Raw genomic sequence first — 24,302 nt, forward strand, 5'->3', positions numbered from 1 at the left:
TAACCCGAACCAGAGTAGTTGTTCCATTGGAAAGGTCTGGCACATTTTCTACAGCACAGCGGTTAATGCCTAAGTTTCGTATTGAGGGTATTGCAGTCGTGATGTCTACACCAGAGTTAGCAGGTATTGGTTTTTCAAACTTAGGAGAGCCCGTCGCGTCACTCGCAGATAAACGGCAAGAGATAATGGCGGCTTTAGATTTGTTGTTTTCAGGGATTTGAAAGCTAATCTGCTCACGCAAGTCAGCGAAATCCAACTGCAGCGCATCCTGCCTGAGCGAATCCAGCCACTGTACGCACGATATTCATTTGATTTCCGTAACCCGTATCGCCATCCGCAATCATGGGAATATTGAGCGGCTGCATAGCATTACGCGCTTGATCAAGCACTTCGCCATAACTCATTAAACCGGTATCCGGCGCACCCAAACGCGAAGCCGAGGCACCGAATCCCGACAGAAATGTCAGATCAAAACCAGCTTGCTCAATCAGCCTTGCAGAGAGTCCATCAAAGCAGCAAGGCATTTTGATTAATTCGTTTTTAGCGATGAGTGCGCGCAGGCGATCGGCCATTGGGTTGGGGAAAGTTGGGGCCATGAGGATCTCCGCATTAAAACCATGTAGTTTCTCACCCTTGGTTTATGAATCAAGTCATAACGTCGCCCTATGCTCATATCATTGCTTAAATCAGTGTTTCTATAAGCACCTCAAAAAATAGTACACAATCAGACCAACTTAAAAACTATAACAACTGTTATTCATGACTGATCAATTAGATTGGATGCAACCCCGCGAAGCAAAGGCACGTAAGTCTCTCTCCAAAGGCTTTCCCGAGAAGATGGTGCTGTTAGACCTTGAAACCACCGGCGGTAAAGTCACCTATCACCGCATTATTGAAGTTGGCTTGTTGATTGTTGAGCAAGGCAAAATTGTGGAGCGCTGGAATACGCTCATTGATCCTGAAATCCAAATTCCGCCTTTTATTCAAAAGCTCACCGGCATTCACCCTAGTAATTTAAATGATGCGCCCTTTTTTGCTGACATCGCTGAAGCGCTGCATGAGAAGTTAAAAGGCCGTGTATTAGTCGCTCACAATGCGCGCTTTGATTATGGCTTTTTGAAAAACGAATTCAACCGCGTAGGCATTCAATACAGCACCAAACCACTTTGCTCGGTCAAAGTGAGTCGTAAGCTGTTTCCACAATTCAAACGGCATGGGCTCAGCGAGATCATCAAACGCTTTGAGTTCAATGTGGAGAATCGTCACCGTGCCATGGATGATGCCGAGGTCATTTGGCAGTTATTCATGAAGTCGAGCGAGCTGTATGAGGATGAAGAAATCGAGGCCACTTGCACGGCCTTGCTCAAGCGCCCTTCCTTACCCATGCACCTTGATGCAGCAGAAATCGATAAGTTGCCGCGCACACCGGGTGTTTATTATTTTTACGACACCAAAGGTAAGCTGCTGTATGTGGGCAAATCTGTCAATATTCGTGACCGTGTGATGAGCCACTTCAACTCAGATCATAGCAACCCTAAAGACCTGAAAATGAGCGGCAAGATTGCGCACATTGATTTCAAGTCTACCCCGACTGATTTGGGTGCTCAGCTGCTGGAAAGTCGCGAGATCAAAGCGCTTAATCCGTTCTACAATCACCGGCTCAAGAAAGTCACCCAGCTCTTTCAGTTCCAACTGACACGCGATGATCTCGGTTATGACTGTATGCATGTGGTGGCAGTTAAAGACACATCAGATAATGCCCGGCTCGCCAATCAGTTTGGACTATTTCGAACCCGTAAAAAAGCCATCGAGCGCATGGAAAAACTCGCGCAATATTACTTTCTCTGTCAAAAGCTATGCGGCTTACAGCCCAGCGAAAAACCTGCGGATCGCACTGCGTGTTTTGGCTATCAACTGAAACGGTGCTTTGGGCCTTGTTGCCAGAAAGAATCTGCAGAGGCCTACAATGAGCGGGTCACCATCGCCATGAAAGAACTGCGTTATCGTGTCTGGCCATGGCCAAGTGCCATTTTGTTGGAGGAGCGCGGCGAAGGCGAAGATAACACCGCATGGCATTTGCTCAACGAGTGGCGCTACATACGGGCGGTGCGTAGTCAGGATGAACTGTATGACCTGGGTTTTCAGATCGCCAAATCACAAACGGCTGATCTGACTAGGGAAAGTGAAGGAGCTGTGGATGAGAGTGTTGGTTTTGATCTCGACACATACCTGATTTTGGTGCGTTTTTTACTGAATCCAGACCTGAAGAAAAGTAACAATTTAAAGGTACGCGTACTTGATGCTGTGCCTGTCTAAACCGGTAAAATAATGACTACGGATGTTCTATCTGGTGAAGGCGATCGCCTACCTTCATCCGACAGAACATCAGCAGCGAACGTATTTACATCTGTGATTGCAGATAGTTTTGCAGCCCAATCTTGTCAATCAAGCCCAATTGCTTTTCCAGCCACCAAGTGTGATCCATCTCGGTATCATCTAGCAGTTTGAGTGGTTCTGGTTCTGGTTCTGGCTCTGGAAAAAATTGCGCTAATTCCAGCGGGATTAACTTGGGCGGCTCGATAGGCTCAGGCTTTTCAGCAGACAGCGGAAAGTATAGCCAAATCAACAAACCATGGACCAAACCAGACAACAAGAAGCCTAATGCCTTATTCATCAACCAGCTTCCTGCTCAGCCTGAATTGAAAGGTTCGTAAACTGCTTTGACTTCAGCGCATCCAACAACGTAATGAAGTGATCAAACACAGCCGCTTTATCAATTCGCAACACAATTAACTGATCCTTAGACAGCACATCTAAACGAGCATCCAGTCTATCGATCTGGATTTTCTCATCAGCAATAAACAACTCATTATCAGCGTTAATAGCGATTTGTAGTGGAGTCACATCACGAGGTGCATCACTCACCTGCCCCGCCTTTGGCAAGTTCACCTCAATCAAACCACTCGATACAAAGCTAGCAGTGGTCAACACAATCGCCAGCAATACCAACATAATATCAATAAAGGGAATCATGTTGATCTGATCAAAGCGCTTCATGGTGATGCCCAATCTCTTTTTGCATGGCTCGCCAGTCAGCGGTCAACACATCCACCCGACGCATCAATCCGTTGTAAAACAAAATCGCTGGGATCGCGACCAGCAAACCCGCCGCTGTTGCCTTGAGTGCCATCGCCAAACCAACCATGATTTTATTGACATCGATATTGCCATCCCCCATAGCATGGAAGGTCAGCAAGATACCAATCACCGTGCCTAGCAGGCCAATGTAAGGAGCGTTTGAAGCGACACTTGAGATAATCGTCAGGTTATTGGTTAAGTCACTTTGCAACAGCTCAACATGCTTAAATTGACTTAAGCGTACTCGTTTGTAATAGAAATACCGTTCAAGACTGAACGCGAGCATTAGAAAACTCATTACCCCCAACACACCCAGTACCATGTGATCCAGGTGCTTGGTTAAGAAAACCATCCAATCCATGCTTAATTACCATCAATAAACAACAAAGACCCGGGCTATCGATGATTACTTACATAGTGGCTAGGGGAGTATAATCACTTAAATGATAATCAATATCATTTGCATTTACAATATGAAATTCATTATGCCAACCGTAAAAAGTTTAATGGCGAGATTTGGGATAAAACAACCAGAAGGAGAACTTGCGATAAGAACACGCAATGAGGCCAATGAAGATAGAGTGGGAGACGAACTAAAATTGGCAACCTGTAGTTCACAGGCTGCCAACACGTATACTTGACGGTATAACGATTTACTTCACAATTTCCAGTAACTCTACGTCAAATAGCAAGGTAGTATCCGGGCCAATTTTTGCACCACTGCCACGCTTACCATAAGCAAGTTCAGATGGAATCGCCAACTGGAACTTATCACCCACATTCATTAGCTGTAGCGCTTCAATCCAGCCCTTAATCACACCCGTCACAGGGAAAGTTGCTGGTTGGCCGCGCTTGTAAGAGCTATCAAACTCAGTACCGTCGATTAATGTTCCTTTGTAGTGAACTTTTACCTTGTCAGTCGCCTTTGGAATCTCACCGGTACCAGCCGTGATTTCTTTGTACTGAAGGCCTGTTTTAGTAACGACAACGCCCTCTTTCTTGGCATTCGCTTCCAGATATTCCTTACCAGCTTTAATATTTTTGGCCGATAGCTCCGCTGCTTTCTTAGCTTGTTTCTCAGCACTTAGCTTTCTGATTTCTGCAATGGTCTTGCGCTTTTCATCATCAGAAAGCGATTGTTCTTTGTCATTCATCACTTCATCAAATGCCAGCTTCATGGCATCGAAGTCCATCTTAATATCGTCACGCTTAAATTGTGCCGCAATGTTGGCACCCATGATGTAACTCAAACGTTGGTCGAGTGTTTCTAAAGGTGTCGCCATAGCCGTTGAAAGCACAGTTGATACAGCCAGAGCAGACGCGAGAGGGATCAGTTTCATTCGGATTTCCTTAGTTTACTTAATTTACTTAATTATTGTAGCGGGCAATTACATACCAGCTTTTATCATTCGGGCGCTATTATAAGGCAAAAACTGACGCATGATAGCGTCTACTAAATTATCATTTTTTAACATGACAAAACCACTCGCTAGTCTTTACACGCACTTCCGTATAGCCAGTCTATAGGCAACATAGCAATCACTTCGCTTAGCATACATTGTGAAATATTAATAAATTGCTTGCCAATATAAATGCGAATCAATATCATTCGCAAAAATTACCGCATCAGATAGCCACTTGCCATAGCCATAGATGTTTTCTTCTTGTACACACTTAGGAGTCCACAGCTGTGAGCAAATCAAACTGCGAGCATACTCGTAACAATCATCCTGTCAGTACCTTACAACTGACCTCCGCGGCATTAGTCGCCGTCGCCTCGTTTTCCTCAATCGCTCATGCAACAGAGGAAGTCATCACACTTGAAACGGTAACTGTCGCCGGGAACAAACAAGTAGCGGGCACCAACCCTAACGCCGACCCGGACGCTCCATACAAAATCGACACCTCAGGCAATCCTAAATTTACTCAACCATTACTGGATACAGCAAAAAGCATCTACATCATCGGTAAGGAACAGCTGGAAGACGGCAAAGTCACAGCGCTGAAATCACTAATGGCAACGCAACCCGGAATTACTCTTGGTACCGGTGAAGGCGGCAATGCTTACGGTGACCGCTTTATTATTCGTGGCTTTGAAGCACGTGGTGATGTCTTTATGGATGGCATGCGTGACCCCGGCTCAACCAATCGTGAGGTGTTTAATACCGAACAAGTTGAAATTGCCAAAGGTGCCAGCTCAACCTTTGCAGGACGTGGTACAACCGGTGGTGCGGTCAACAGCGTGAGCAAGAAGCCACAAGAAGAAGACTTCGCGAAATTCTCGCTAACCGTCGGTGAGGACGACAAACGCCTTACCGTTGATGGAAACAAAGTCATCAATGATCGTGTTACTGTGCGCGCCAACGTTTTGCTGCAAGACTCAGATGTTGCTGGTCGTAATGAGGTCTATGACAAGCGAGCGGGTATTGCACTAGGTGTGGGCTACAAAGCGACAGAGAGAAGTGATCTGTTAGTTGAGTATTACCACCTACGTACAGAGAGTCTGCCAGACTTTGGTGTGCCATGGGACTCTGATGCTGGTAAACCAGCGGATGTAGGTTCTAACTGGTACGGCATCCGTAATCGTGACTTTCAGGAAACCGGAGCGGACATCTTTACCGCAACACTTAGTACTGACTTCACTGATCAGACACGTCTGACCACAAAATTACGTACCGGTAAAACGACCAATGATTATGCGGTTGTCGCCCCTCAGGCACGTGATGGCGTGATCTCTGCAACTAACCCTAAAACAGCGGCTTACACGAATAAATTCGCTGGTATAAACAGCCAGCTAACTCATGAGCGCCACATTGGTAATCATGAACACACCTTCTCGATTGGCTTTGAAGTCAGCAAGGAAGAGGTCCGTAAAGCAGGCTATGACATAGTCGGTGACACAAGTGGTTGTACTGCCCTCGATGTTTACAACCCTGATATTTATCAAACCGGCTGCGGTAGCTTGAGTAAAAACAATAGTGGAGCATTGACTGAAGTACAAACTGCTGCCCTATATGCGATGGATACCATCAAGTTTAATGAAAAATTCCAGGCGTTTGGTGGCATACGTTATGACTACTATGACATCTCAAAAAACAGTGATGTAAATGAGTATGACGCGGCCAACGTTGCCTCGTTAGACACCGACTTCCTCAACGGTCACTTAGGGCTCACTTACAAGCCACGTGACAATGGCAGCATTTATGCCACGGTTAGCTCCTCATCTAATGTTCCGGGGGAACTGCTGGACGCCGGCGCCGCAGCCTATGGTGGATTAACGGATACCACTGCGGCATTTACCAAACCTGAAGAAAACCTCAATTTCGAAATTGGAACCAAGTGGAATCTGGCGAATGACAATCTTGCGCTAACGGCTGCTATCTTCCAGATCGATAAGAAAAACCAACTTGAAACTAGCGGTGGCCGTGGATCACCAGCGGTGACCACTCAGACGGGCGAAGCACGTGTCAAAGGTGCGGAGTTCAGTGTGTCAGGAAAAGCCACACCAAAGCTTACTCTAACCGCAGGTGCTGCATATCTGGACACCGAAGTCATAGACTCTGCTGATGCATCCACTATCGGCTTGAAGCTCGCCAATGTCGCAAGTAAGAGTGCATTTGTGCAAGCCAAGTATGCCGTCACCCCACTTTTTGCAGTGGGTGGATCAATCACTCATACCGGTGAAATTCACGGCGGAACATTCGCCGCAACAACAGGCAACACCTTAGCGTCGACTAACCGTCTGGACTTGATGGCGGAGTACAAAGTCAATAAATCACTCAGTCTGCAAGCGAATGTGATCAACGCAACGGATGAAGACCTCTACGATTCATTCTACCGAAGTGGAAGTCCGTTTGTGTTTACCGGAGCAGGCCGCTCTGCCAGTTTGACAATGAACTACGACTTCTAACCACAGCAAGCCTGTTTTACCGGTGTGATACTTCCCCTCTCACGCCGGTAAATCAGGCCTTTTATTTACAAGCATGAGGCCAACCCCAATGCTCATTCATCTAACTAAAGTACTAAACGCCGAACAGGTCAAATTTGCACGCCAACATTTGGATGATGCTGACTGGACGGATGGCAAGGTTACTGCTGGTGAACAATCAGCCACCGTTAAGCACAACACCCAACTCCCTGAGTCTTCAGAAACCGCACAACAGCTTGGGAACATGATTTTAGATGCATTGGCACAGAATACTCAGTTCATCTCATCTGCCTTGCCTGCCAAAATATTTCCCCCGTTGTTTAATTGTTATGAAAATGGCGGCCACTTCGGCACGCATATTGATAACGCGATCCGCATCGTGCCTAACAGTGTGGTTCGCGTTCGTACGGATCTGTCGGCGACACTATTTTTCAGCGAACCTGATGAATACGATGGTGGTGAGCTTGAAATCGATGATATCTACGGCAAGCAATCGATCAAACTTGCTGCTGGTGACATGGTGCTTTACCCCTCAACAAGCTACCACCAAGTGAACCCTGTCACGCGTGGTAAACGTGTCAGTTCTTTCTTCTGGATGCAAAGCATGGTGCGTGATGATGCGCAGCGTGACCTGCTGTATCAAATGGACAAGAGCATTCAGTCCATCGCCTCACAACAAGGCATGCAAGACCACGATGTAGTTCGCCTGACGGGTGTTTATCACAACCTGATTCGCCGCTGGGCTGATACCTGATTTCAACCATAAGGAGTTAAATTATGTCTAAACTATTACTCATATTTTTACTGTCAGTGAGCAGCTCTGTATTTGCTGACACTGTGAATATTTATTCCTCCCGTCAATCCCAATTAATTAAGCCTTTGCTGGATGCTTTTCAGGCAGATACTGGTATTAAAGTAAATCTGGTCACTGGTAAAGATGATGTGCTCATTAAGCGCCTGCAGGCAGAGGGTCAGAATAGCCCGGCGGATTTATTGATGACTGCAGACGCAGGTCGTCTGTACCGCGCCAAAAGCCTGGGCTTATTACAACCGATCAACTCACCCTCATTGTTCAGGATGATTCCGGCTAATTTACGTGATCCGGGCAATACTTGGTTTGGCCTCACCTATCGTGCACGAGTTATTTTTTATGCCAAGGGACGTGTGAACCCTCAGCAGTTATCGACTTACGAAGCATTGGCTCAGCCGCAATGGCGAGGTCGTGTCTGTGTGCGTTCATCCGGCAGTATTTACAATCAATCATTAACCGCCTCCATGATCGCGAGCATTGGTTTACCAAAAACGCAGCAGTGGGCTAATGGTCTGGTTAAAAACTTTGCTCAAAACCCTGTCGGTGGTGACCGGGACCAGATTAAAGCACTGGCCTCCGGACGCTGCGATGTGGCTATTGCCAATAGTTATTACTACGCTCAAATGCTGTTCGGTGGCGACCGGGCGCAGCAGGCAGCAGCCAATCAAGCGGCTCTGTTTTGGCCTAACCAAGCTGACCGCGGCGCGCATATCAATATCAGTGGTGCAGGCGTGACACGCTCAGCCAAGCACAAAGACAATGCAATTCGCTTGCTAAATTATCTGCTTAAAGATGACGCACAGCGTTGGTATGCCACGGTGAATGGTGAATACCCTGTAAAAGCAGGTATACCCGCTGACCCGCGTTTACAAGCTTGGGGGAAATTTAAAAGTGACTCTTTAAATCTCATGGCACTCGGTCGCTTCAACGCTGAGGCTAGTAAATTGATGGATAAAGCCGGTTGGCGATAACCTTATCCCGGTCTTATCTTGGCCTTGGAGCATTTCATCAAAAATTAATAAGAATGATTTGCATTACTAAATAATTCTGCTATCTTCCTGCAAATGAGAACACTTCCTATTAACACAAAGAGCAACACTGAGATGACTGAATCACAGCTTCCCTTTATTGATCTGAAAACCATTATGGCCAATGGTAAAAGGGTGATCCTAAAACATGGTGAAAAGCCTTATCTGCTCAGTATTACACGACGCGGAAAACTAATTTTGACCGCAGCAGATGACTGTAAAGGCTCAACACCTAGTCAGGCTACCTGAAATCAATCACAACTTACCTCATTAAGGCCCTAGCCAACATCAATTAGTTGAGTCAGCCATGTCGCCTTCTTTTAAACGATCAAACTAGTCAGCCAATAACTTATGAATAAACTAAATACCCTCGTTTCGAAAGTCGCACTAGCAGGCGCTCTACAGCTTACCGTTGCAGGTGCGCTAATCATGAATAGCGCTACTGTCAGTGCTGATGATATCAGCCCGAAAGCCACCATGAATACTTACGTCAACATTGCTCATGCCGCATTTTCTGACTCTTTGAGCACCGCTAAAAATCTTAAAGTTGCGGTAGATGCCTTGGTCAATACTCCTTCAGAAGAGACACTAACAGCGGCTAAACAAGCTTGGTTGGCAGCACGTGTTCCTTATGGTCAGACTGAAGTATTTCGTTTTGCCAATCCAAACGTGGATGACTGGGAAGGTAAAGTCAATGCATGGCCATTGGACGAGGGTCTGATCGATTACGTGGACACCAGCTACGAGCACGAAGACGGTAACAAGTTTGGTCAGGCGAATATCATTTCGGGCAAAGAGCCAATCAATATAGAACTGTTAGAGTCGTATCACGAAAAAGGCGGTTCTGAAGCTAATGTTGCAACGGGCTATCACGCGATTGAGTTTTTGCTGTGGGGTCAGGACTTAAATAAAAATGCCAACGATGCGGGGACTCGCCCTTTTACGGACTATGCTAAAGGCGATGACTGCACCAATGGTAATTGTGACCGTCGCGGCCAATACCTGACAGTAGCAACGGATCTGCTGATTAAAGATCTGGAAGAAATTGTTGCAGACTGGGCACCAGAGTCAGACAACTATCGTAAGACTTTCCTTTCGTTAGATGAGAACGAAGCGGTTCGTAGAATGCTATTCGGCATGGGTAGCCTGAGTTTAGGAGAGTTGGCGGGTGAGCGCATCAACGTTGCACTATTAGCACACTCTCAGGAAGATGAGCACTCTTGCTTCAGTGACAATACACACATCGATATCGCAGAGAATGCCCGTGGTATTCAGAATGTATTTCGAGGTGAATACAAGCGCCCGAACGGAGACGTCGTTAAAGGCGTGAGCCTGGCTGAGTTGGTTGCGGCCAAAGATACAAAGCTAAGCGAATCACTGACGGCTAAGCTAAATACATCACAAAGCACTGCCGCTGCCGTGGTAGAAGCCGCTGAAACCGGTGAGCATTTTGATCAGCAAATTCTGCCTGATAACGCAGCGGGTAACGCACGTATTCAGGCAGTAATCGATGCGCTTCGTTCACAAACCGCTGATATCGAAACCAGTGCCGGCGTACTGGGTATTGATAATCTAAACTCTGAAACCAACGACTCTTTTGGTGAATCATAGACAATGAATAAGACACTACTAGCCACCGCATTAGGAGCTTGTCTCCTACCCGCACTAGCCAATGGTGAAGCCGAACAAACGAAGACCAATATCAAGTCTGGCGGCGCGACAACGGTTTATGACACGAGTCGTAATGCCTTTTCATTACCGGCAAAAAACTTAAGCATTCTCCGACGGGATAATTTCTTTATCGGAAATGCTTTTTTCAAGCAGCCCTGGGTTCCGACACCAGCCTCCACTAAGGCACGGGATGGACTCGGGCCACTGTTTAATACCAATACCTGCCAGAGCTGTCATGTTAAAGACGGTCGCGGGCACCCTCCACTTGAAGAGGGAGATGATTTTTTATCTACTTTGATACGCCTGAGTATTCCGGCCACCAGTGACGAGCATCAGGCTTTATTAAAGACCCAAGGGGCGGTTGCAGAGCCAAACTATGGCGACCAGTTGCAACCGAAAGCCAACCCCGGTATCAAGCCTGAAGCAAGACCTCGTTTCACGTATGAAACCATTAATGGCCAATATAAAGATGGCTCGACTTATCAGCTGATCAAACCAACATTACATTTGGATAATCCCGCCTACGGTGATTTTCACCCTGATCTGATGACCTCGGCACGTGTTGCCCCGGTGATGATTGGTTTGGGACTTATCGATGCTATCGCAGAAGCCGACATTCTCGCCAATGCTGATCCGGATGATAAAGATGGTGACGGCATTTCTGGCCGAGCCAACTATGTGTGGGACATTGAAAAACAAAAAACAGTCTTAGGACGTTTTGGTCTGAAGGCCAATCAACCCAATATTGCTCAGCAAGTAAAAAGCGCGTTTCATGGTGACATGGGGCTGACTTCCAGCATGCATAAACAGCAAGGCTGCACTGCTGTTCAAACGGACTGCCAAAAGGCGGTTCACGGTGGTACTCCCGAAGTTGAAGACAAGGTGATGGACAAAGTAGTCTTCTACTCTTCAACACTTGGCGTTCCTGCCAGACGGAATGCGACGAATCCTGAAGTGATTAAAGGTGAGCAACTGTTCACTGCAGCTAATTGCAACAGCTGCCATCAGGTGAGTTTTAAAACGGCAGACTACCCTGCCATCAAAGAATTATCCAAGCAAACCATCATGCCCTACAGTGATTTATTACTGCACGATATGGGTGAAGGCTTGGCAGATGGCCGTCCGGACTTTTTGGCGACCGGACGCGAGTGGCGCACACCGCCACTGTGGGGCATCGGTTTAGTCGAAACAGTGAATCAACATACCCGCTTTTTACATGATGGTCGTGCGCGTAATTTAAGCGAAGCAATTTTGTGGCACGGTGGCGAAGCTGAAGCGTCTAAACAGGCCTTTGTTGACATGAGCAAAGCAGACAGAGATGCATTGATTGCGTTTTTGAATTCACTTTAAGGGATCACCATGAAATTATCGAGATTACTGATCTACTCTGCAGTAGCTGGTGCTATCTATGCAACACCTCTGCTAGCTGATGACACAGAAACTGCCACAACCACACAAGTCGGGTCTGAGTTAACAACGACACTCGCGACAACTGAGCTCAGCTTACAACCGCTACTGCAGCGGATCAGTCAGCAGGCAATCTTGCCGATGTACAAACAAGCTGACGAACAAGCCACTGCCTTACACCGTCAGGTTATCGCCTTTTGTAACAACACTGATCTGGCCAACTTAACGGCGACGCGGAAACAATGGGCAGATGCAATCAATGCCTGGCAGGTAACAGAGGTGGCTTTATTTGGGCCTGCACTCAGCCAACAACGTGATCTGCACATTTACTTCCGTCCGGTCAAGAAACGGGTCATAAAAAAACTACTGACTCAGGACAATGACATCAGCATGGATAACCTGGCATTCGCTGGCGTTGGCGCACAAGGGTTTGCAACGCTGGAATACTTGTTGTTTGACCGCGACAAAACAGATGATGACATCCTCAAACAATTCCTTGGCAACGATAGTCGTTATTGTCAGCATTTATTAGCCAGCAGCGCGATGTTGCAGCGTGATATTTCATCGATTTATCGCGAGTGGCAAGGCAGTTATGCAGACGCACTGGCTAAACCGGGACAAGGTGAAAACCCTGTCTTTGCAAACAGCACACAAGCATTGGAAATGGCACTGGGCAAGCTGGATCAATCAGCAGAAGCGGTCATCAACAAATTACGAAATCCACTCGCTAAAGCCGCGCAACTCTCTGGAAAAGATGCAGCGCGGGACAACACCAACGCTTACAAACTCGAGGCATGGCGCAGCGGTCACTCTCTGGCCAATATTCGCGCTAATATTCAAGGTATTGAACTGGTATTAAAGCAAGGTGGCATTTTGGATTGGCTTAGGCAACACAATGAAGCTGAGCTGGCTAAGCAATTGGAACAACAGCTAATTGCCATTCGTGACATTGAATTTCCAAGTACGGACTTGTTTGCACAGATTGAAGCAAAAGATCTGGCAGCAGCTGATGCTTTGTTTGATGAAACGCTGGCATTGTCAAAACTGATTCACGATACCGCGCCAAAGCTCGGTGTGCAGTTAGGTTTTAATGATAGCGATGGCGACTAGAGGACTGCAGGGCAAGCGTAGTAAAAGGTGATCAATATGCAACGTCGCGACTTTTTAAAATTCAGCGCATCCTTACTGGCAACGGGCTTGAGTCATCAGGCACTGGCCAACCCTGCTGATAGCTTCCGAGTGTATTCGGCGAGTGATAGCGGTCAGCGCTTAAATCGCCTCAGTATTTGGGAGTCTACCAGCAATACAGCGCAGCACTACCCTATTCCCTTTCGTGCCCATGACATCCTGCCCTTCGCTGATCAACAGCGGGTTTTAGCGTTTGGTCGTCGTCCTGAAATGCAGTGTGTATTGGTCGATACCACAGGCAATGCTGATGGTCGCTTAATCGATGCTGCTGAGGGCCGACATTTTTATGGTCATGGTTGTTTTTCAGCAGACAACTCGACGCTATTCACCACAGAAAATGAGTACGATGAGGCTCGCGGTGTGATTGGTATACGCGACGCCACTTCGCTTGAGATCATCGGAGAATATGACACCTATGGCGTTGGACCGCATGATATTCACCTCATGCCAGATGGTAAAACACTGGTGGTTGCCAACGGCGGCATTGAAACGCATCCCGACTATGGGCGTCGCAAACTCAATATCGAGACGATGCAGCCGTCATTGGTTTACATTGATGTCGCAAGCGGTAAGAAGCTTGATGAATTCCGACTAAGTGATCATAAGTTGAGTATTCGTCATTTGGTAGTGAGTAAACGGGGGGATGTTGGGATAGCAACGCAATATCAAGGCGATACCTACCGCGAGCAACCGCACACGCTGGTGGCTTGGCAACCCTATGGTAAGGCACTGCAAGAAATCGCTATACCAGCACCACTTACGCAATCCATTCGTGGCTATATGGCAGACATTGCGTTTGATGAGCAGAATCAGGTTCTTGCGGTCACCGCACCCCGTGGAAATCGCCTGACACTATGGGATATAGAAGCGTCAAAACTGATACAGGAAGTTGAACTAAGCGAACCGAGTGGCGTTCAGTATTTAGCCGGGAAACAGCAGTTTATTGTTTCGGCGGCTAAGGGAGACTTGACGGCAGTTCATTTGCAGCATGGTCGCGTTACAACACAAACGCTTTTCACGGATGCAGATACCGCCTGGGATAATCATCTGGTCATTGCTTAACACATTACATGACGGTCGGTGCCAATAACAATCAGCACCACTTTGAAGCAATCTTGCCATCAATTCCGCCACCGTCGTGCATCTTTCCATCAGGTGTCTACAGTCTTATCGGCACACCTAAAACCTAAGCTATTGTTATCAAACAAATATCATCATCTGGCACGGTGATTGCTAAGTAATTAGTGATACTGGTAATAACCCAAAAATAAATAGCCAAAGGAAAATGCGATGACATCACCGATGACACACCACTTGCGACCCAAATATGAAAGCGCGACCCCTGACACCAATGTCAGTCACTATCTGTTTATAGCAGAAGAAGCCGCATTACCGCTCCTCAAACCACTATTCAATGATATTGATTTGACGCTGAGAAAGTCGCTGGTCGTCACCGATCTGGATATCTCACCGGTCACCACAGCAGCTTATGAGCTAATCCCCCGCAGCAAAACCATTAGCTACACAGATGCTTTTATACTGGCAAATTCAAAGAATGTAGCCGTCTACATCGCCGGCACAGAAAGCTTTTTATGGTCAGTTCACCAAAGAGTATTAAAGGCTGGCATAGAGAAAAGCAAAATACACCTGCTGGAACCAATCTCAGACCTTCGCCGAATTATCTGCACGCACTGTTTCACCATTATGGATAATATCAGCGATATCCTCGTCACCTGCTCTGGTTGCCAGCGTCAGCTTGAAGTTCAGGATCAGTTTTCTGAAATGCATGGTGCATATGCGGCTTCTGGTATACGACTCAGCAACAAACCGCAGAAGACGATTAAAACCATTACCCCCAAGAAACAGCTGTTTTAAAGCGTGATGTCCCGGTTTATTTGAATGGCTTGTGTACGTCGAACCTACGCTTGTGTAGCGCGCCTGACTAAGGCTTCCATGCCTAGCACATAACCATCGACACCTAAGCCAACGATAATACCGGCAGCCGCAGGAGAGATGTAGGAGTGATGACGGAATGATTCGCGTGCGTGCACATTCGAAATATGCACTTCAATCACCGGGACATCCGTGCCTTTAATTGCATCATGCAGTGCCACCGACGTATGCGTGTAAGCACCGGCATTAAACACAATCCCTAAAACACTCCCATCCAGAACACCTTCACGTGCCTTGTGAATCGCATCAATCAATTCGCCTTCATGATTACTCTGCAGGCAATCAACACTCACCCCCAAACGCTCGCCTGCTGCACGACACATATCCTCCACGTCCGCCAGTGTTTGATTACCGTACTGGGTCGGCTCACGAATGCCCAATAAATTCAGGTTTGGGCCATTGAGAATAAGAATAGATTTCATGATCACTCCAAGTGGACTGTTAGGATACGGTGGTTAATGAAAACGGCTTGCGCTAAACGGGGTTAAATCGATATCAGTTGTGTCTCCACTCATTGCCTGAGCGATGAGCTTACCGGTAATCGGGCCGGAGTTCAGACCCAAGTGGCCATGACCAAATGCCAACCAAAGATCAGGATGATGCGCTGCGGGGCCAATAATGGGTTTAGAGTCCGGCAAACTCGGTCTGGAACCACACCACGGCTCGGCACCTGCGGCGTCGTCTAAAGCAATCGCCTCGACAATCCGCTCTGCTACCAATTCAATCTGTGCGTGGTTTGCTTCAGCATCGCGCTGGTTAAGCTCAACACCACAAGTCACCCGCAGACCATTTTCCATGGGCGTCATTACATAGGCGCCATCGACATCATAGACCGAGCGAGACAGTGTGGCACCGTCACTTAGTTGCAAGTTCAGATGATATCCACGCTCAAAAGACAACGGAATCTTATAACCTAACGGTTCGAGTATTTCACGCGACCACGGCCCCATGGCGACAACCACGGCATCGGTCTGGATCACCTCATCAACACACTGCACCAGATACCCCTCATCCGCCTCAGTAATTGCCTGAATTTTTTGTTGATGAAACTGACCTCCGGCATTGATGAAGTAGTTGGCATACTCACGCAGCAAGGCCGCAGGGTTATTTACCGAGCCACCGCTCTTTAACCACAAACCACTGGCAAAGATAGGACGCAAACTGGGTTCTAGCTCGCGTAGTTCATTTACATCTAACTCGGTGAAATCAACCTCATGTAAAGCCAGAGTACGACAACTAAAATCGAGTGCTAGATTGGGATAATCTTCGCGGAAAACCTGAAGCCAGCCTGTCTCAGAGTAACGGTTCGCGTTACCGGCCAACTTCATAAAATATTGATGTTCTTCAGCGGCGATCGATAGCAAGCTCTGCAGGTCAGAGGCATTTTGAGTCGCGTACCTTTCCCAACCTTGTTGAAGAAATTTGATCATCCATGAATAACTGCGAAGGCAGTGCATCACATTGTAACGGACAGCGGGATGCAGATTACTCAGGTAAGCCGGTAAAGACTTGAACATATCCGGGTTATTTAAGGGGATAATTGAGCCATCCGTAATGACTCCTGCATTACCAAAGGAGGTCTCACTTGCTGGCTCTTTTGCATCAATTAAGGTTACCTTCCAACCTTTTAATAACAAATGAAGCGCCGTTGAAATACCAACAGAGCCAGCCCCCAATACGCAAACCCGTTTTTGCATGTTAATCCTGCTGTAGTTTTTCCGCTATCCAAATAGTGTGTTGTCGATTGCCCTTTTCACTCGCCGGTACCGTCATTTGCTCGACCATAAATCCGGCACGTACTAATTTACCCTTTAGTGTATCGCTAGGCAATGGCGCCCAGATGGCTAACACGCCCATTGGCTCCAATGCCTCAAAACACGCACTCAAACCGGCAAAGGTATAGAGCCAATCATTCTCTTTGAACAATAAATCTTCCGGTCCGTTATCAGTGTCCAGTAAGATTGCATCATAGCGGCCTTTTTTGGAGCGAAGCACTCGGGCAATGTCCAGCTCATTCAATGTGACCCGTTCATCCTTGACCGGAAATCCCATTGCTTCGCCGAGTACACCTTCCTGATGCCACTCCCTCACTTCAGGCAACCACTCCGTCACCTCGATACTGGCCTGCAAGTTAAACTGTTTAAGGCATTCAACCAGTGTATACCCCAGGCCCAGTCCGCCTATTAACACTTTAGGTTGGCGGCGTTTACTCAGGATTTTGGCAGGAATTTGGGCTAAAGATTGTCGGGAGGGAGCAGACTCTGAACTCATCCAGCTGGCTGACTGTGCTGAGTCTGTTGTTAAGCGAAATGATTTTCCAAGTGAAAAAAGGTGCAACTTACCTTGTTGGCGGGGCAACTCAGCGGAGCCAAGTAACTTTGCTTCATCCATGTTCGCAGTATCCGCATAAAAAAAGGGGTTAGCATATCACGCTAGTAGCCCTGTATGCACTCAGTCGGAGCGTTCGAATATTATTCATAAACCAGTACGCCATTCAGATAAATATCCAACAAGGCTGCACCGTCACGTGGCAAATTAATATGACCACACGGCTCAAGATGATGATGAATCATTCCGAATAAGAAACTGAGCAAGCCACTCGCCAAGGTGCGATCACTTAACTCACTCCTTACCCCACCCATCTGACGTACTTGTTTAAAGGCAGACGTCAGTCCATCCACATAGTCCTGTTGCTTTTGCATGAGAAATTCATTCAGAGGAGTTTGCACATCGCTAAATTCCACACAATGCATCAGGATACGCAATGAGCGACTGTAAGCGGGATCATCAAGCACTTGCCTTAGTACAGAATGTGCGACCTCATGAAAGCCAGCAGCGGTTCCCGCGTCACCTAAATTCTTCAGCGCCGTCATAAAGTCCTTATGCACCGCACCTGCGCCTTCCTCCCACAATGCCATGATAATGGCGTACTTATTTTCGAAGTGCCAATACACTGCACCACGTGTCATACCTGCGTGCTGCGCAATTTCATTTAGTGTCGTCGTCGCAACGCCCTTCTCCAAAAACAAGGTGGAAGCAGATGCTAATAGCTTGCGATAGGTCTCTTGCTTTTCTTCTGCGTTTTTACGTGCCATCCGTCGGATCACTCACTCTGGTTTCACTTAAATTGTTTAACGGACTGTTACTTGATCGGACGTTACTAGACCAAGAAATATCTTCCCAATTATCATTATACCAAATCATACTAGATAACATACATACACGTATGTATAATCTCCTGAATGATGGTTAATACTTCTCTTAGAGCAATACTAATGAATGCACAGACTCCACTTTATCGACTATTAATGGTGTTTCTCCTGATTCCCCTGCTACAAGCTTGCCAACTCGATAGCACAGCAGCGGAACAAACCGAAGCACCAGAAATAATCCGTCAGGCATTAGTCACTCAACCAATTCCTAATGCCGGCAGCAAGGTGCGTACCTTCCCTGCCATTGTCGAAGCCAGTGACCAAACTGATCTGGCATTTCGGGTAGCGGGACAATTAACCCAATTAACCGTGAAGTCCGGGCAGCAAGTCAAAAAAGGCCAATTACTGGCACAGCTGGATACCAATGACTTCAGAAACACACTCGTTGATCGTAAAGCAAAGCTGGACTTAGCAACGACTCAGTACCAACAAACCTACACCCTGTTTCAGAAAAAATATGCCTCAAAAGCTGAGCTGGATCAGTACCGTGCCAGCCTGAGAAGTGCCGAAGCCAGCGTCAAACAAGCCAATGACAATCTGCGTTACACCGCATTACGCGCACCCTTCAGTGGTGTCGTTTCTCATGTCAGTGTTGAGAATTTTCAGTTCATACAACCACAACAAACCATCGTTCAAATTCAGCGTAGTGGCGATGTCGGTATCCGCTTTGATGTCCCTGAATCCGTGTTTACCCAGTTGCGTAAAATAGACAACTACCGCAGCCTGTGCGGTACCGTCAGTTTTGGTACCGGCACTGACAGCTATCAAGCCTGTTATAAAGAACACGACCTAGTACCGGATACATTAACCCGTACCTATCCGGTGCTGTTTAGCCTGCAAAACCCTGAGCAAATCACCGTATTAGCGGGGATGAGCGCGACTATTTCGATTGATCTTTCCAAGATCAGTAAGAGCATTAGCAACAATATTATGCTCATTCCTGTGGAATCCGTGTTTGACCAAAATGATCAACGCTATGTATGGCGCTTAAACGAAGACCTGACACTGCACAAACACCCCGTCACCACATCGGGCATTAGCAACAATATGATCATGGTTAGTCAGGGCTTAACCCCTGCAGATCGCATTATTGCCGCAGGTGTCAGTCACCTGAGAGAAGGGCAGAAAATCCGGATTTACCAAAAAGAACGCGGCCTCTGACGGAGTATCAACATGAACGTTGCAGAAAGCGCTATCCGTCAAAAAACGGTTAGCTGGATGGTTGTTGTGCTGCTGATTATTGGTGGCTATATCTCGTTTCAGGGTTTAGGCCGACTGGAAGACCCCAACTTCACCATTAAACAAGCGGTTGTCGTCACACAATACCCCGGTGCCTCTGCACAAGAGGTTGAGGAGGAAGTGACCCTACCGATTGAAAATGCACTTCAGCAACTCCCCTATCTGGACAATGTCACCTCCACCACCATGGGCGGTTTGTCGCAGATTATGGTAGAGATGAAAAGTACCTACCGCAAAGATGATCTGGCGCAGATTTGGGATGAGATGCGCCGCAAGATTCGGGATCTGGAAGGCAACCTCCCTCCCGGTGTTGTCTCACCGATTATCAATGACGACTTCGGCGATGTGTACGGCTACTTCATGGCTGTGACCGGCGAAGGCTATGCCTATAACGATCTGGAAAACTATGTTGATTACCTGCGCCGTGAATTGGTGCTGGTAGACGGTGTCGGAAAAGTCAGTGTCGGCGGTACACGCTCGCGCCAACTCACCATCGAAATCAACCGCGCACAAATGAATGCACTGGGCTTATCTGCGACCAGTTTGCAATCCCTGCTCAGCACACAAAGTCTGGTGACCAATGCAGGTAATATTCGCGTCGGCACCGAATATATCCGCATCAAACCGACGGGCACGGTTTCCAATATCAATGATATTCGTAACCTAGTGGTCGGGCGTAATGGCAATCAGCTGGTTTATCTCACAGATATCGCAGAGTTAAAACTCGACTACCGTGAGCCTGCCAGTCACATCTATCACTTCAATGGCCAAAATGCGTTAACCCTTGGTATCTCTTTTTCCTCTGGCGTGAATGTGGTGGAAGTGGGTAAAGCAGTTCGTGACCGCATGGATGAACTGGAATATATGCGTCCGGTTGGGATTGAAGTGGGCGTGATTTACGACCAGCCGAGTCGCGTCGAGGCGTCTGTGGCTGACTTCGTCGTGGGTCTCGCGCAGTCTATTGGTATTGTTATCGTGGTACTGCTGATCGCCATGGGGGTACGTCCCGGTATTCTCATGAGCTTTGTATTGCTACTAACCATTGCCGGCACTTTTATCGTGATGAATATAGCCGGTATTGAGCTGCACCGGATATCGCTCGGTGCCTTAATAATCGCGCTGGGAATGCTGGTGGATAATGCCATCGTGATTACCGAGGGGATAATGATTGGCCTGCATAATGGCCTGACCCGTATTCAGGCAGCCAATCGCATTGTTAAAAACACTACCTGGCCGTTGCTTGGCGCGACCATTATTGCCATCACCGCTTTCGCACCCATCGGCTTATCGCCCGATGCCAGTGGTGAATACACCGGCAGCCTGTTTTGGGTACTGCTGATTTCACTGTTTCTGAGTTGGATACTGGCGATCACCATCACACCTTTCCTCTGTTATCTGATGTTTAAAGAGGAAATTGGTAGCAAGCAAGATGAAGAAGACGTTGATCCGTATAAAGGTATTTTCTACCGTCTCTACCGGGGTCTTGTGCGTTTTTGTCTGCGGTTTCGCTGGTTGACCGTTGTCTTGATTATGGCCATGTTTGTTGGCTCAGTGATTGGCTTTGGTCAGGTGCGTCAGGCATTCTTCCCCGACAGTCCGCTACCGATGTTTATTGTGGATTACTGGCTACCCGAAGGGACTGACATTCGCGCTACTGAGGCCGATGCCAACAAGCTCGAAAACTACATTAAAGACATCGACAGCGTTGAGAACGTCACAACGACCATCGGCCGCGGTGCTGATCGTTTTATGCTCACTTATGCGGTTGAGTTTAACGCACCCAGCTATGCCCAGCTAATCATTAGCACCAAAACCTTTGATGACATCGCGCCGCTGATAAAACGACTGCGGCAATACACTCAGGATGAGTATCCCCAAGCCTTTGTGAAATTTGGACGCATGGCGATTGGCCCTGCCACCAAAGCAAAAATCGAAGCACGCTTTATTGGCCCTGACCCGAAAGTACTGCGTGATCTTGGCGAGCAAGGTCTGGCTATATTACGAAACGAGCCTGATGCCATCAATGTGCAACAAGACTGGCGTGAACGCAGCAAAGTAATCCGACCCGTGTTTAATGATGAAGAAGCGCGTCGTTTAGGCATTAGTAAATCGGACCTGGATAACGCCATCGCTTTGAATGTTAACGGCCTGAGTATCGGCTTGTATCGTGAAGGCTCAACGGTCCTGCCTATTGTGATTCGCTCACCAGAATCAGAGCGAGGTACGGTTGAACAGCTGCAAAATATTCAGGTGTTTAGTCCTGCCAAGCAGGCTTATGTAAGTATCGAACAAATCACCGACCGTATCGATGTAGTGTGGGAAGATCCTCTGATTAAACGCCGCGATCGCAAACGCACACTCTCCGTACTAGCAGGCCCAGATACCGACAGAGGGAGTAATCCGACCGAACTGCTTGGGAAAATTCGCCCTGCATTTGAAGCGATTCCTTTAGAGCCCGGCTACTCCTTACAATGGGGTGGTGAGTTTGAGGCGCAGCAAAAAGCCAATAAAGCCGTGTTTGCCTACGTGCCATTGGGTGCCTTGTTAATGGTGGTAATTACCGTCTTTATGTTTAACTCACTTCGCCAGACTTTGGTGATTTGGATTACGGTTCCGCTGGCGATCATTGGTGTGAGCACAGGCTTACTCGTGATGAATACTCCATTTAGCTTTACGGCAATGCTAGCGGTGCTGAGCCTGAGCGGTATGTTAATCAAAAACGGCATCGTATTGGTTGAGGAAATCAAACTGCTCAATGACGAAGAAGACATGCCCTGGATTCAGGCGATTGAGCAAGCCGCAGTGAGTCGTATGCGGCCGGTGACTATGGCAATGATCACCACGGTACTGGGTATGATTCCTTTGCTGCCGGATGTTTTCTTTAGGCCGATGGCAGTATCTATTATGTTTGGTTTGGGCTTCGCCACGGTGTTGACGCTGATTATGGTGCCTGTGTTATTTGCGCTGTTTTATCGGGTGAAATATCGCTCTCCGGCGCGGATTGCCAAGGATGAGGCGAAGGCGGAGAAGAAGCGTATTAAGGCTGAAGCTAAGATGGCAAAGAAATTGGCTAAACAAAGCTAATCGTTTTTTCGTGCTAAACTTGAGCTTCTAGTCACTTGCACTTTGACACATTATGAAACGACGTAAATTACCCATTGGTATTCAAAACTTCCACGAAATTCGGGTTAATGACTATTATTATGTGGACAAGACTGCTCTAGCAATGAATCTGCTAGATGAAGGAAAACATTACTTCCTCTCTCGCCCACGTCGTTTCGGAAAAAGTCTGTTTTTAGATACTCTTAAAGAGTTATTTGAAGCCAATGAACCACTTTTTCAGGGTTTAGCAATCTATGACCAATGGGACTGGTCGGTAAAATACCCTGTGCTGCGCTTCAGCTTCGGGAGTGGTAATTTTACTGATCCTGACTATTTACACCAAAACTTAATGGCACAACTGGACAAGCTTGAGGCTGAAGCAGTATCAGAGTCTGGCTATGAAACTTGTCCTGAACGCTTTCAGTATTTGATCCGTCACTTGCACCAACAAACTGGCCTACCTGTTGTCATCCTAATTGACGAGTATGACAAACCCATTCTAGACACCCTACAAGACCCTGAACTTGCCCGTAAAAACCGGGATTTCCTGCGCGGGTTTTACGGCACGATCAAAGACCACGATGCGCACATCCGGTTTACCTTTTTAACAGGTGTGAGTAAGTTCTCCAAAGTCAGCCTGTTTTCAGGCTTGAATAATTTAAAAGACATTACACTGGATCACCGCTATTCAACGCTTTGTGGTTACACGGATAACGACATCGATACTGTTTTTGAAGCTGAACTGGAAGGACTGAATCGTCAGGAAATCCGCGACTGGTACAATGGCTATAACTGGCTGGGCGATGGCGTTTATAATCCATTTGATATCCTGCAGCTATTTGATAACCGTGCATTTGAAAACTACTGGTTTGAAACTGGCACACCAACGTTTTTAGTGGACACGCTGCTTGAGCGTCAAGTAAAAACGCTGCAACTGGAAAATATGTTCAGTAGTAGCGCAATGTTATCCAGCTTTGATGTTGGGCAAATCGTGACTGAAGCACTACTCTTTCAAACTGGCTACCTGACGATTAAATCCACTGAGCGACTAGGCGACACAACCTTTTATACGCTGGGTTACCCCAACCGTGAGGTCTATAAAAGTCTAAATGAAAGCCTGTTGTCTGCAATGGTACAAAATCCATCTGAGCAGGCCATGCAAAGCGGTCGACTCTACAAAGCGTTATTGATTAATGACTTCGATGCGCTGAAAAACATCTTTCATGCATTCTTCGCCAGCATTCCTCACCACTGGTATACCAGCAATAATATTCAAAGTTTTGAAGGCTTCTATTCCAGCGTATTTTACTCTTACTTTGCCGCCTTGGGATTGGACGTAACCGTTGAAGACTGCACCAATCATGGACGCTTGGATATGACTCTGAAGTTCAATCAGCAAGTCTACTTATTTGAATTTAAAGTGGTGGAATTAACTCCTGAAGGCAAAGCCTTGCAACAGATTAAAGACAAGCAATATGCGGATAAATATCGTGATTTGGAGCAGCCGATTCATTTGATTGGCGTGGAGTTTAGCAAGGATGATCGCAACATTGTTGGGTTTGAAACGGAGCAGGTTTAAGCCCGCGTACAAGGATAGACTAACGAACTACCAGTAAATCCTAAAT

General features: G+C 47.2%; 23 protein-coding genes. 14 read left to right on the top strand and 9 right to left on the bottom strand.

The genetic code is table 11. The features are described 5' to 3' along the window. Positions 1–221, top strand: a 221-nt coding sequence (locus DKW60_RS20350) for a CcdB family protein (RefSeq protein WP_109839504.1), incomplete at its 5' end; no start/stop codon positions are given. A gap of 21 nt (positions 222–242) precedes the next feature. On the opposite strand, the gene DKW60_RS20355 is transcribed toward DKW60_RS20350, so the two are convergent. Next, entirely contained in the window at positions 243–596 is a 354-nt protein-coding gene (locus tag DKW60_RS20355) for an isocitrate lyase/PEP mutase family protein (RefSeq protein ID WP_109839505.1), read from the bottom strand. Between the two features lie 163 nt (positions 597–759). Between DKW60_RS20355 and DKW60_RS20360 the strand changes: the two genes are divergently transcribed. Beyond that, positions 760–2,316, top strand: coding sequence for an exonuclease domain-containing protein (locus DKW60_RS20360; protein ID WP_109839506.1), 1,557 nt, complete (start codon positions 760–762; stop codon positions 2,314–2,316). Positions 2,317–2,401: 85 nt separating this feature from the next. Here the strand turns inward: DKW60_RS20360 and DKW60_RS24745 are convergent, their stop codons facing one another. The 4 genes from DKW60_RS24745 to bamJ form a co-directional block, all read right to left on the bottom strand. Continuing rightward, on the bottom strand, positions 2,402–2,674 hold the full coding sequence (locus DKW60_RS24745; protein WP_425451371.1) for a ferritin family protein: 273 nt from the start codon (positions 2,672–2,674) through the stop codon (positions 2,402–2,404). Next, the gene (gene exbD / locus DKW60_RS20370; protein WP_109839507.1) at positions 2,674–3,057 is read right to left on the bottom strand and encodes a TonB system transport protein ExbD; all 384 of its coding nucleotides are present in this window, start codon (positions 3,055–3,057) and stop codon (positions 2,674–2,676) included. The genes DKW60_RS24745 and exbD overlap by 1 nt, the downstream gene beginning before the upstream one ends. Then, complete coding sequence (gene exbB, locus DKW60_RS20375) at positions 3,044–3,499, bottom strand: TonB-system energizer ExbB (RefSeq protein ID WP_342767125.1); 456 nt, start codon at positions 3,497–3,499, stop codon at positions 3,044–3,046. Before exbB ends, exbD begins: the two co-directional genes overlap by 14 nt. Before the next feature lie 292 nt (positions 3,500–3,791). Continuing rightward, positions 3,792–4,478 carry a BamJ family beta-barrel-assembly machinery protein gene (bamJ, locus tag DKW60_RS20385; RefSeq protein WP_219988856.1) on the bottom strand — a complete coding sequence of 229 codons (687 nt, stop codon included), beginning with the start codon at positions 4,476–4,478 and terminating at the stop codon, positions 3,792–3,794. Between the two features lie 350 nt (positions 4,479–4,828). Between bamJ and DKW60_RS20390 the strand changes: the two genes are divergently transcribed. From DKW60_RS20390 to DKW60_RS20430, 9 genes are all read left to right on the top strand, one after another. Continuing rightward, the gene (locus DKW60_RS20390; RefSeq protein ID WP_109839509.1) at positions 4,829–7,048 is read left to right on the top strand and encodes a TonB-dependent receptor; all 2,220 of its coding nucleotides are present in this window, start codon (positions 4,829–4,831) and stop codon (positions 7,046–7,048) included. 88 nt (positions 7,049–7,136) lie between these two features. Continuing rightward, a complete protein-coding gene (locus tag DKW60_RS20395; RefSeq protein ID WP_109839510.1) occupies positions 7,137–7,820 on the top strand; it encodes a Fe2+-dependent dioxygenase in 684 nt (227 codons plus the stop codon). Positions 7,821–7,843: 23 nt separating this feature from the next. Beyond that, positions 7,844–8,848 (top strand): Fe(3+) ABC transporter substrate-binding protein, encoded by a 1,005-nt coding sequence (locus DKW60_RS20400; RefSeq protein ID WP_109839511.1) that lies wholly within the window; start codon positions 7,844–7,846, stop codon positions 8,846–8,848. Between the two features lie 132 nt (positions 8,849–8,980). After that, entirely contained in the window at positions 8,981–9,154 is a 174-nt protein-coding gene (gene hemP, locus DKW60_RS20405; protein ID WP_181389817.1) for a hemin uptake protein HemP, read from the top strand. Positions 9,155–9,256: 102 nt separating this feature from the next. After that, positions 9,257–10,516 (top strand): imelysin family protein, encoded by a 1,260-nt coding sequence (locus DKW60_RS20410; protein ID WP_109839513.1) that lies wholly within the window; start codon positions 9,257–9,259, stop codon positions 10,514–10,516. Between the two features lie 3 nt (positions 10,517–10,519). Then, complete coding sequence (locus tag DKW60_RS20415; protein WP_109839514.1) at positions 10,520–11,926, top strand: di-heme oxidoreductase family protein; 1,407 nt, start codon at positions 10,520–10,522, stop codon at positions 11,924–11,926. Between the two features lie 9 nt (positions 11,927–11,935). Next, positions 11,936–13,093 carry an imelysin family protein gene (locus DKW60_RS20420; RefSeq protein ID WP_109839515.1) on the top strand — a complete coding sequence of 386 codons (1,158 nt, stop codon included), beginning with the start codon at positions 11,936–11,938 and terminating at the stop codon, positions 13,091–13,093. 36 nt (positions 13,094–13,129) lie between these two features. Next, the gene (locus DKW60_RS20425; protein WP_109839516.1) at positions 13,130–14,233 is read left to right on the top strand and encodes a DUF1513 domain-containing protein; all 1,104 of its coding nucleotides are present in this window, start codon (positions 13,130–13,132) and stop codon (positions 14,231–14,233) included. A gap of 228 nt (positions 14,234–14,461) precedes the next feature. Then, positions 14,462–15,046 (top strand): dimethylamine monooxygenase subunit DmmA family protein, encoded by a 585-nt coding sequence (locus DKW60_RS20430; RefSeq protein ID WP_109839517.1) that lies wholly within the window; start codon positions 14,462–14,464, stop codon positions 15,044–15,046. 44 nt (positions 15,047–15,090) lie between these two features. Here DKW60_RS20430 and aroQ read toward each other — a convergent pair whose 3' ends face one another. The 4 genes from aroQ to DKW60_RS20450 all read right to left on the bottom strand — a co-directional run bounded on the left by aroQ (position 15,091) and on the right by DKW60_RS20450 (position 18,219). After that, positions 15,091–15,546, bottom strand: coding sequence for a type II 3-dehydroquinate dehydratase (gene aroQ, locus DKW60_RS20435; protein ID WP_109839518.1), 456 nt, complete (start codon positions 15,544–15,546; stop codon positions 15,091–15,093). Between the two features lie 33 nt (positions 15,547–15,579). Next, entirely contained in the window at positions 15,580–16,821 is a 1,242-nt protein-coding gene (locus tag DKW60_RS20440) for an NAD(P)/FAD-dependent oxidoreductase (protein WP_109839519.1), read from the bottom strand. A gap of 1 nt (position 16,822) precedes the next feature. Then, a complete protein-coding gene (locus tag DKW60_RS20445; RefSeq protein WP_109839520.1) occupies positions 16,823–17,515 on the bottom strand; it encodes a polyamine aminopropyltransferase in 693 nt (230 codons plus the stop codon). A gap of 80 nt (positions 17,516–17,595) precedes the next feature. Beyond that, positions 17,596–18,219: a TetR/AcrR family transcriptional regulator gene (locus DKW60_RS20450; RefSeq protein ID WP_109839521.1), complete on the bottom strand. Its 624-nt coding sequence runs from the start codon at positions 18,217–18,219 to the stop codon at positions 17,596–17,598. A gap of 180 nt (positions 18,220–18,399) precedes the next feature. Here DKW60_RS20450 and DKW60_RS20455 point away from each other — a divergent pair, with 180 nt between their 5' ends. The 3 genes from DKW60_RS20455 to DKW60_RS20465 are packed head-to-tail and all read left to right on the top strand — an operon-like array spanning position 18,400 to position 24,256. Then, a complete protein-coding gene (locus tag DKW60_RS20455; RefSeq protein ID WP_181389818.1) occupies positions 18,400–19,497 on the top strand; it encodes an efflux RND transporter periplasmic adaptor subunit in 1,098 nt (365 codons plus the stop codon). Between the two features lie 12 nt (positions 19,498–19,509). Next, entirely contained in the window at positions 19,510–22,659 is a 3,150-nt protein-coding gene (locus DKW60_RS20460; protein WP_109839523.1) for an efflux RND transporter permease subunit, read from the top strand. A 52-nt stretch (positions 22,660–22,711) separates the two neighbouring features. After that, positions 22,712–24,256 (top strand): ATP-binding protein, encoded by a 1,545-nt coding sequence (locus DKW60_RS20465; protein WP_109839524.1) that lies wholly within the window; start codon positions 22,712–22,714, stop codon positions 24,254–24,256. Positions 24,257–24,302 lie beyond the last annotated feature (46 nt).

The organism is Leucothrix pacifica, assembly GCF_003172875.1.
GTDB lineage: Bacteria > Pseudomonadota > Gammaproteobacteria > Thiotrichales > Thiotrichaceae > Leucothrix > Leucothrix pacifica.

Bases quoted from the DNA above. Each gene is read 5' to 3' on its own strand.
- DKW60_RS20440 (WP_109839519.1), bottom strand. From the start codon at position 16,821: ATGCAAAAACGGGTTTGCGTATTGGGGGCTGGCTCTGTTGGTATTTCA.
- DKW60_RS20445 (WP_109839520.1), bottom strand. From the start codon at position 17,515: ATGGATGAAGCAAAGTTACTTGGCTCCGCTGAGTTGCCCCGCCAACAA.
- DKW60_RS20455 (WP_181389818.1), top strand. From the start codon at position 18,400: ATGAATGCACAGACTCCACTTTATCGACTATTAATGGTGTTTCTCCTG.
- DKW60_RS20460 (WP_109839523.1), top strand. From the start codon at position 19,510: ATGAACGTTGCAGAAAGCGCTATCCGTCAAAAAACGGTTAGCTGGATG.
- aroQ (WP_109839518.1), bottom strand. From the start codon at position 15,546: ATGAAATCTATTCTTATTCTCAATGGCCCAAACCTGAATTTATTGGGC.
- bamJ (WP_219988856.1), bottom strand. From the start codon at position 4,478: ATGAAACTGATCCCTCTCGCGTCTGCTCTGGCTGTATCAACTGTGCTT.
- DKW60_RS20355 (WP_109839505.1), bottom strand. From the start codon at position 596: ATGGCCCCAACTTTCCCCAACCCAATGGCCGATCGCCTGCGCGCACTC.
- DKW60_RS24745 (WP_425451371.1), bottom strand. From the start codon at position 2,674: ATGAATAAGGCATTAGGCTTCTTGTTGTCTGGTTTGGTCCATGGTTTG.
- DKW60_RS20430 (WP_109839517.1), top strand. From the start codon at position 14,462: ATGACATCACCGATGACACACCACTTGCGACCCAAATATGAAAGCGCG.
- DKW60_RS20425 (WP_109839516.1), top strand. From the start codon at position 13,130: ATGCAACGTCGCGACTTTTTAAAATTCAGCGCATCCTTACTGGCAACG.
- exbB (WP_342767125.1), bottom strand. From the start codon at position 3,499: ATGGATTGGATGGTTTTCTTAACCAAGCACCTGGATCACATGGTACTG.
- DKW60_RS20395 (WP_109839510.1), top strand. From the start codon at position 7,137: ATGCTCATTCATCTAACTAAAGTACTAAACGCCGAACAGGTCAAATTT.
- DKW60_RS20420 (WP_109839515.1), top strand. From the start codon at position 11,936: ATGAAATTATCGAGATTACTGATCTACTCTGCAGTAGCTGGTGCTATC.
- DKW60_RS20410 (WP_109839513.1), top strand. From the start codon at position 9,257: ATGAATAAACTAAATACCCTCGTTTCGAAAGTCGCACTAGCAGGCGCT.
- hemP (WP_181389817.1), top strand. From the start codon at position 8,981: ATGACTGAATCACAGCTTCCCTTTATTGATCTGAAAACCATTATGGCC.
- DKW60_RS20400 (WP_109839511.1), top strand. From the start codon at position 7,844: ATGTCTAAACTATTACTCATATTTTTACTGTCAGTGAGCAGCTCTGTA.
- DKW60_RS20360 (WP_109839506.1), top strand. From the start codon at position 760: ATGACTGATCAATTAGATTGGATGCAACCCCGCGAAGCAAAGGCACGT.
- DKW60_RS20465 (WP_109839524.1), top strand. From the start codon at position 22,712: ATGAAACGACGTAAATTACCCATTGGTATTCAAAACTTCCACGAAATT.
- exbD (WP_109839507.1), bottom strand. From the start codon at position 3,057: ATGAAGCGCTTTGATCAGATCAACATGATTCCCTTTATTGATATTATG.
- DKW60_RS20415 (WP_109839514.1), top strand. From the start codon at position 10,520: ATGAATAAGACACTACTAGCCACCGCATTAGGAGCTTGTCTCCTACCC.
- DKW60_RS20450 (WP_109839521.1), bottom strand. From the start codon at position 18,219: ATGGCACGTAAAAACGCAGAAGAAAAGCAAGAGACCTATCGCAAGCTA.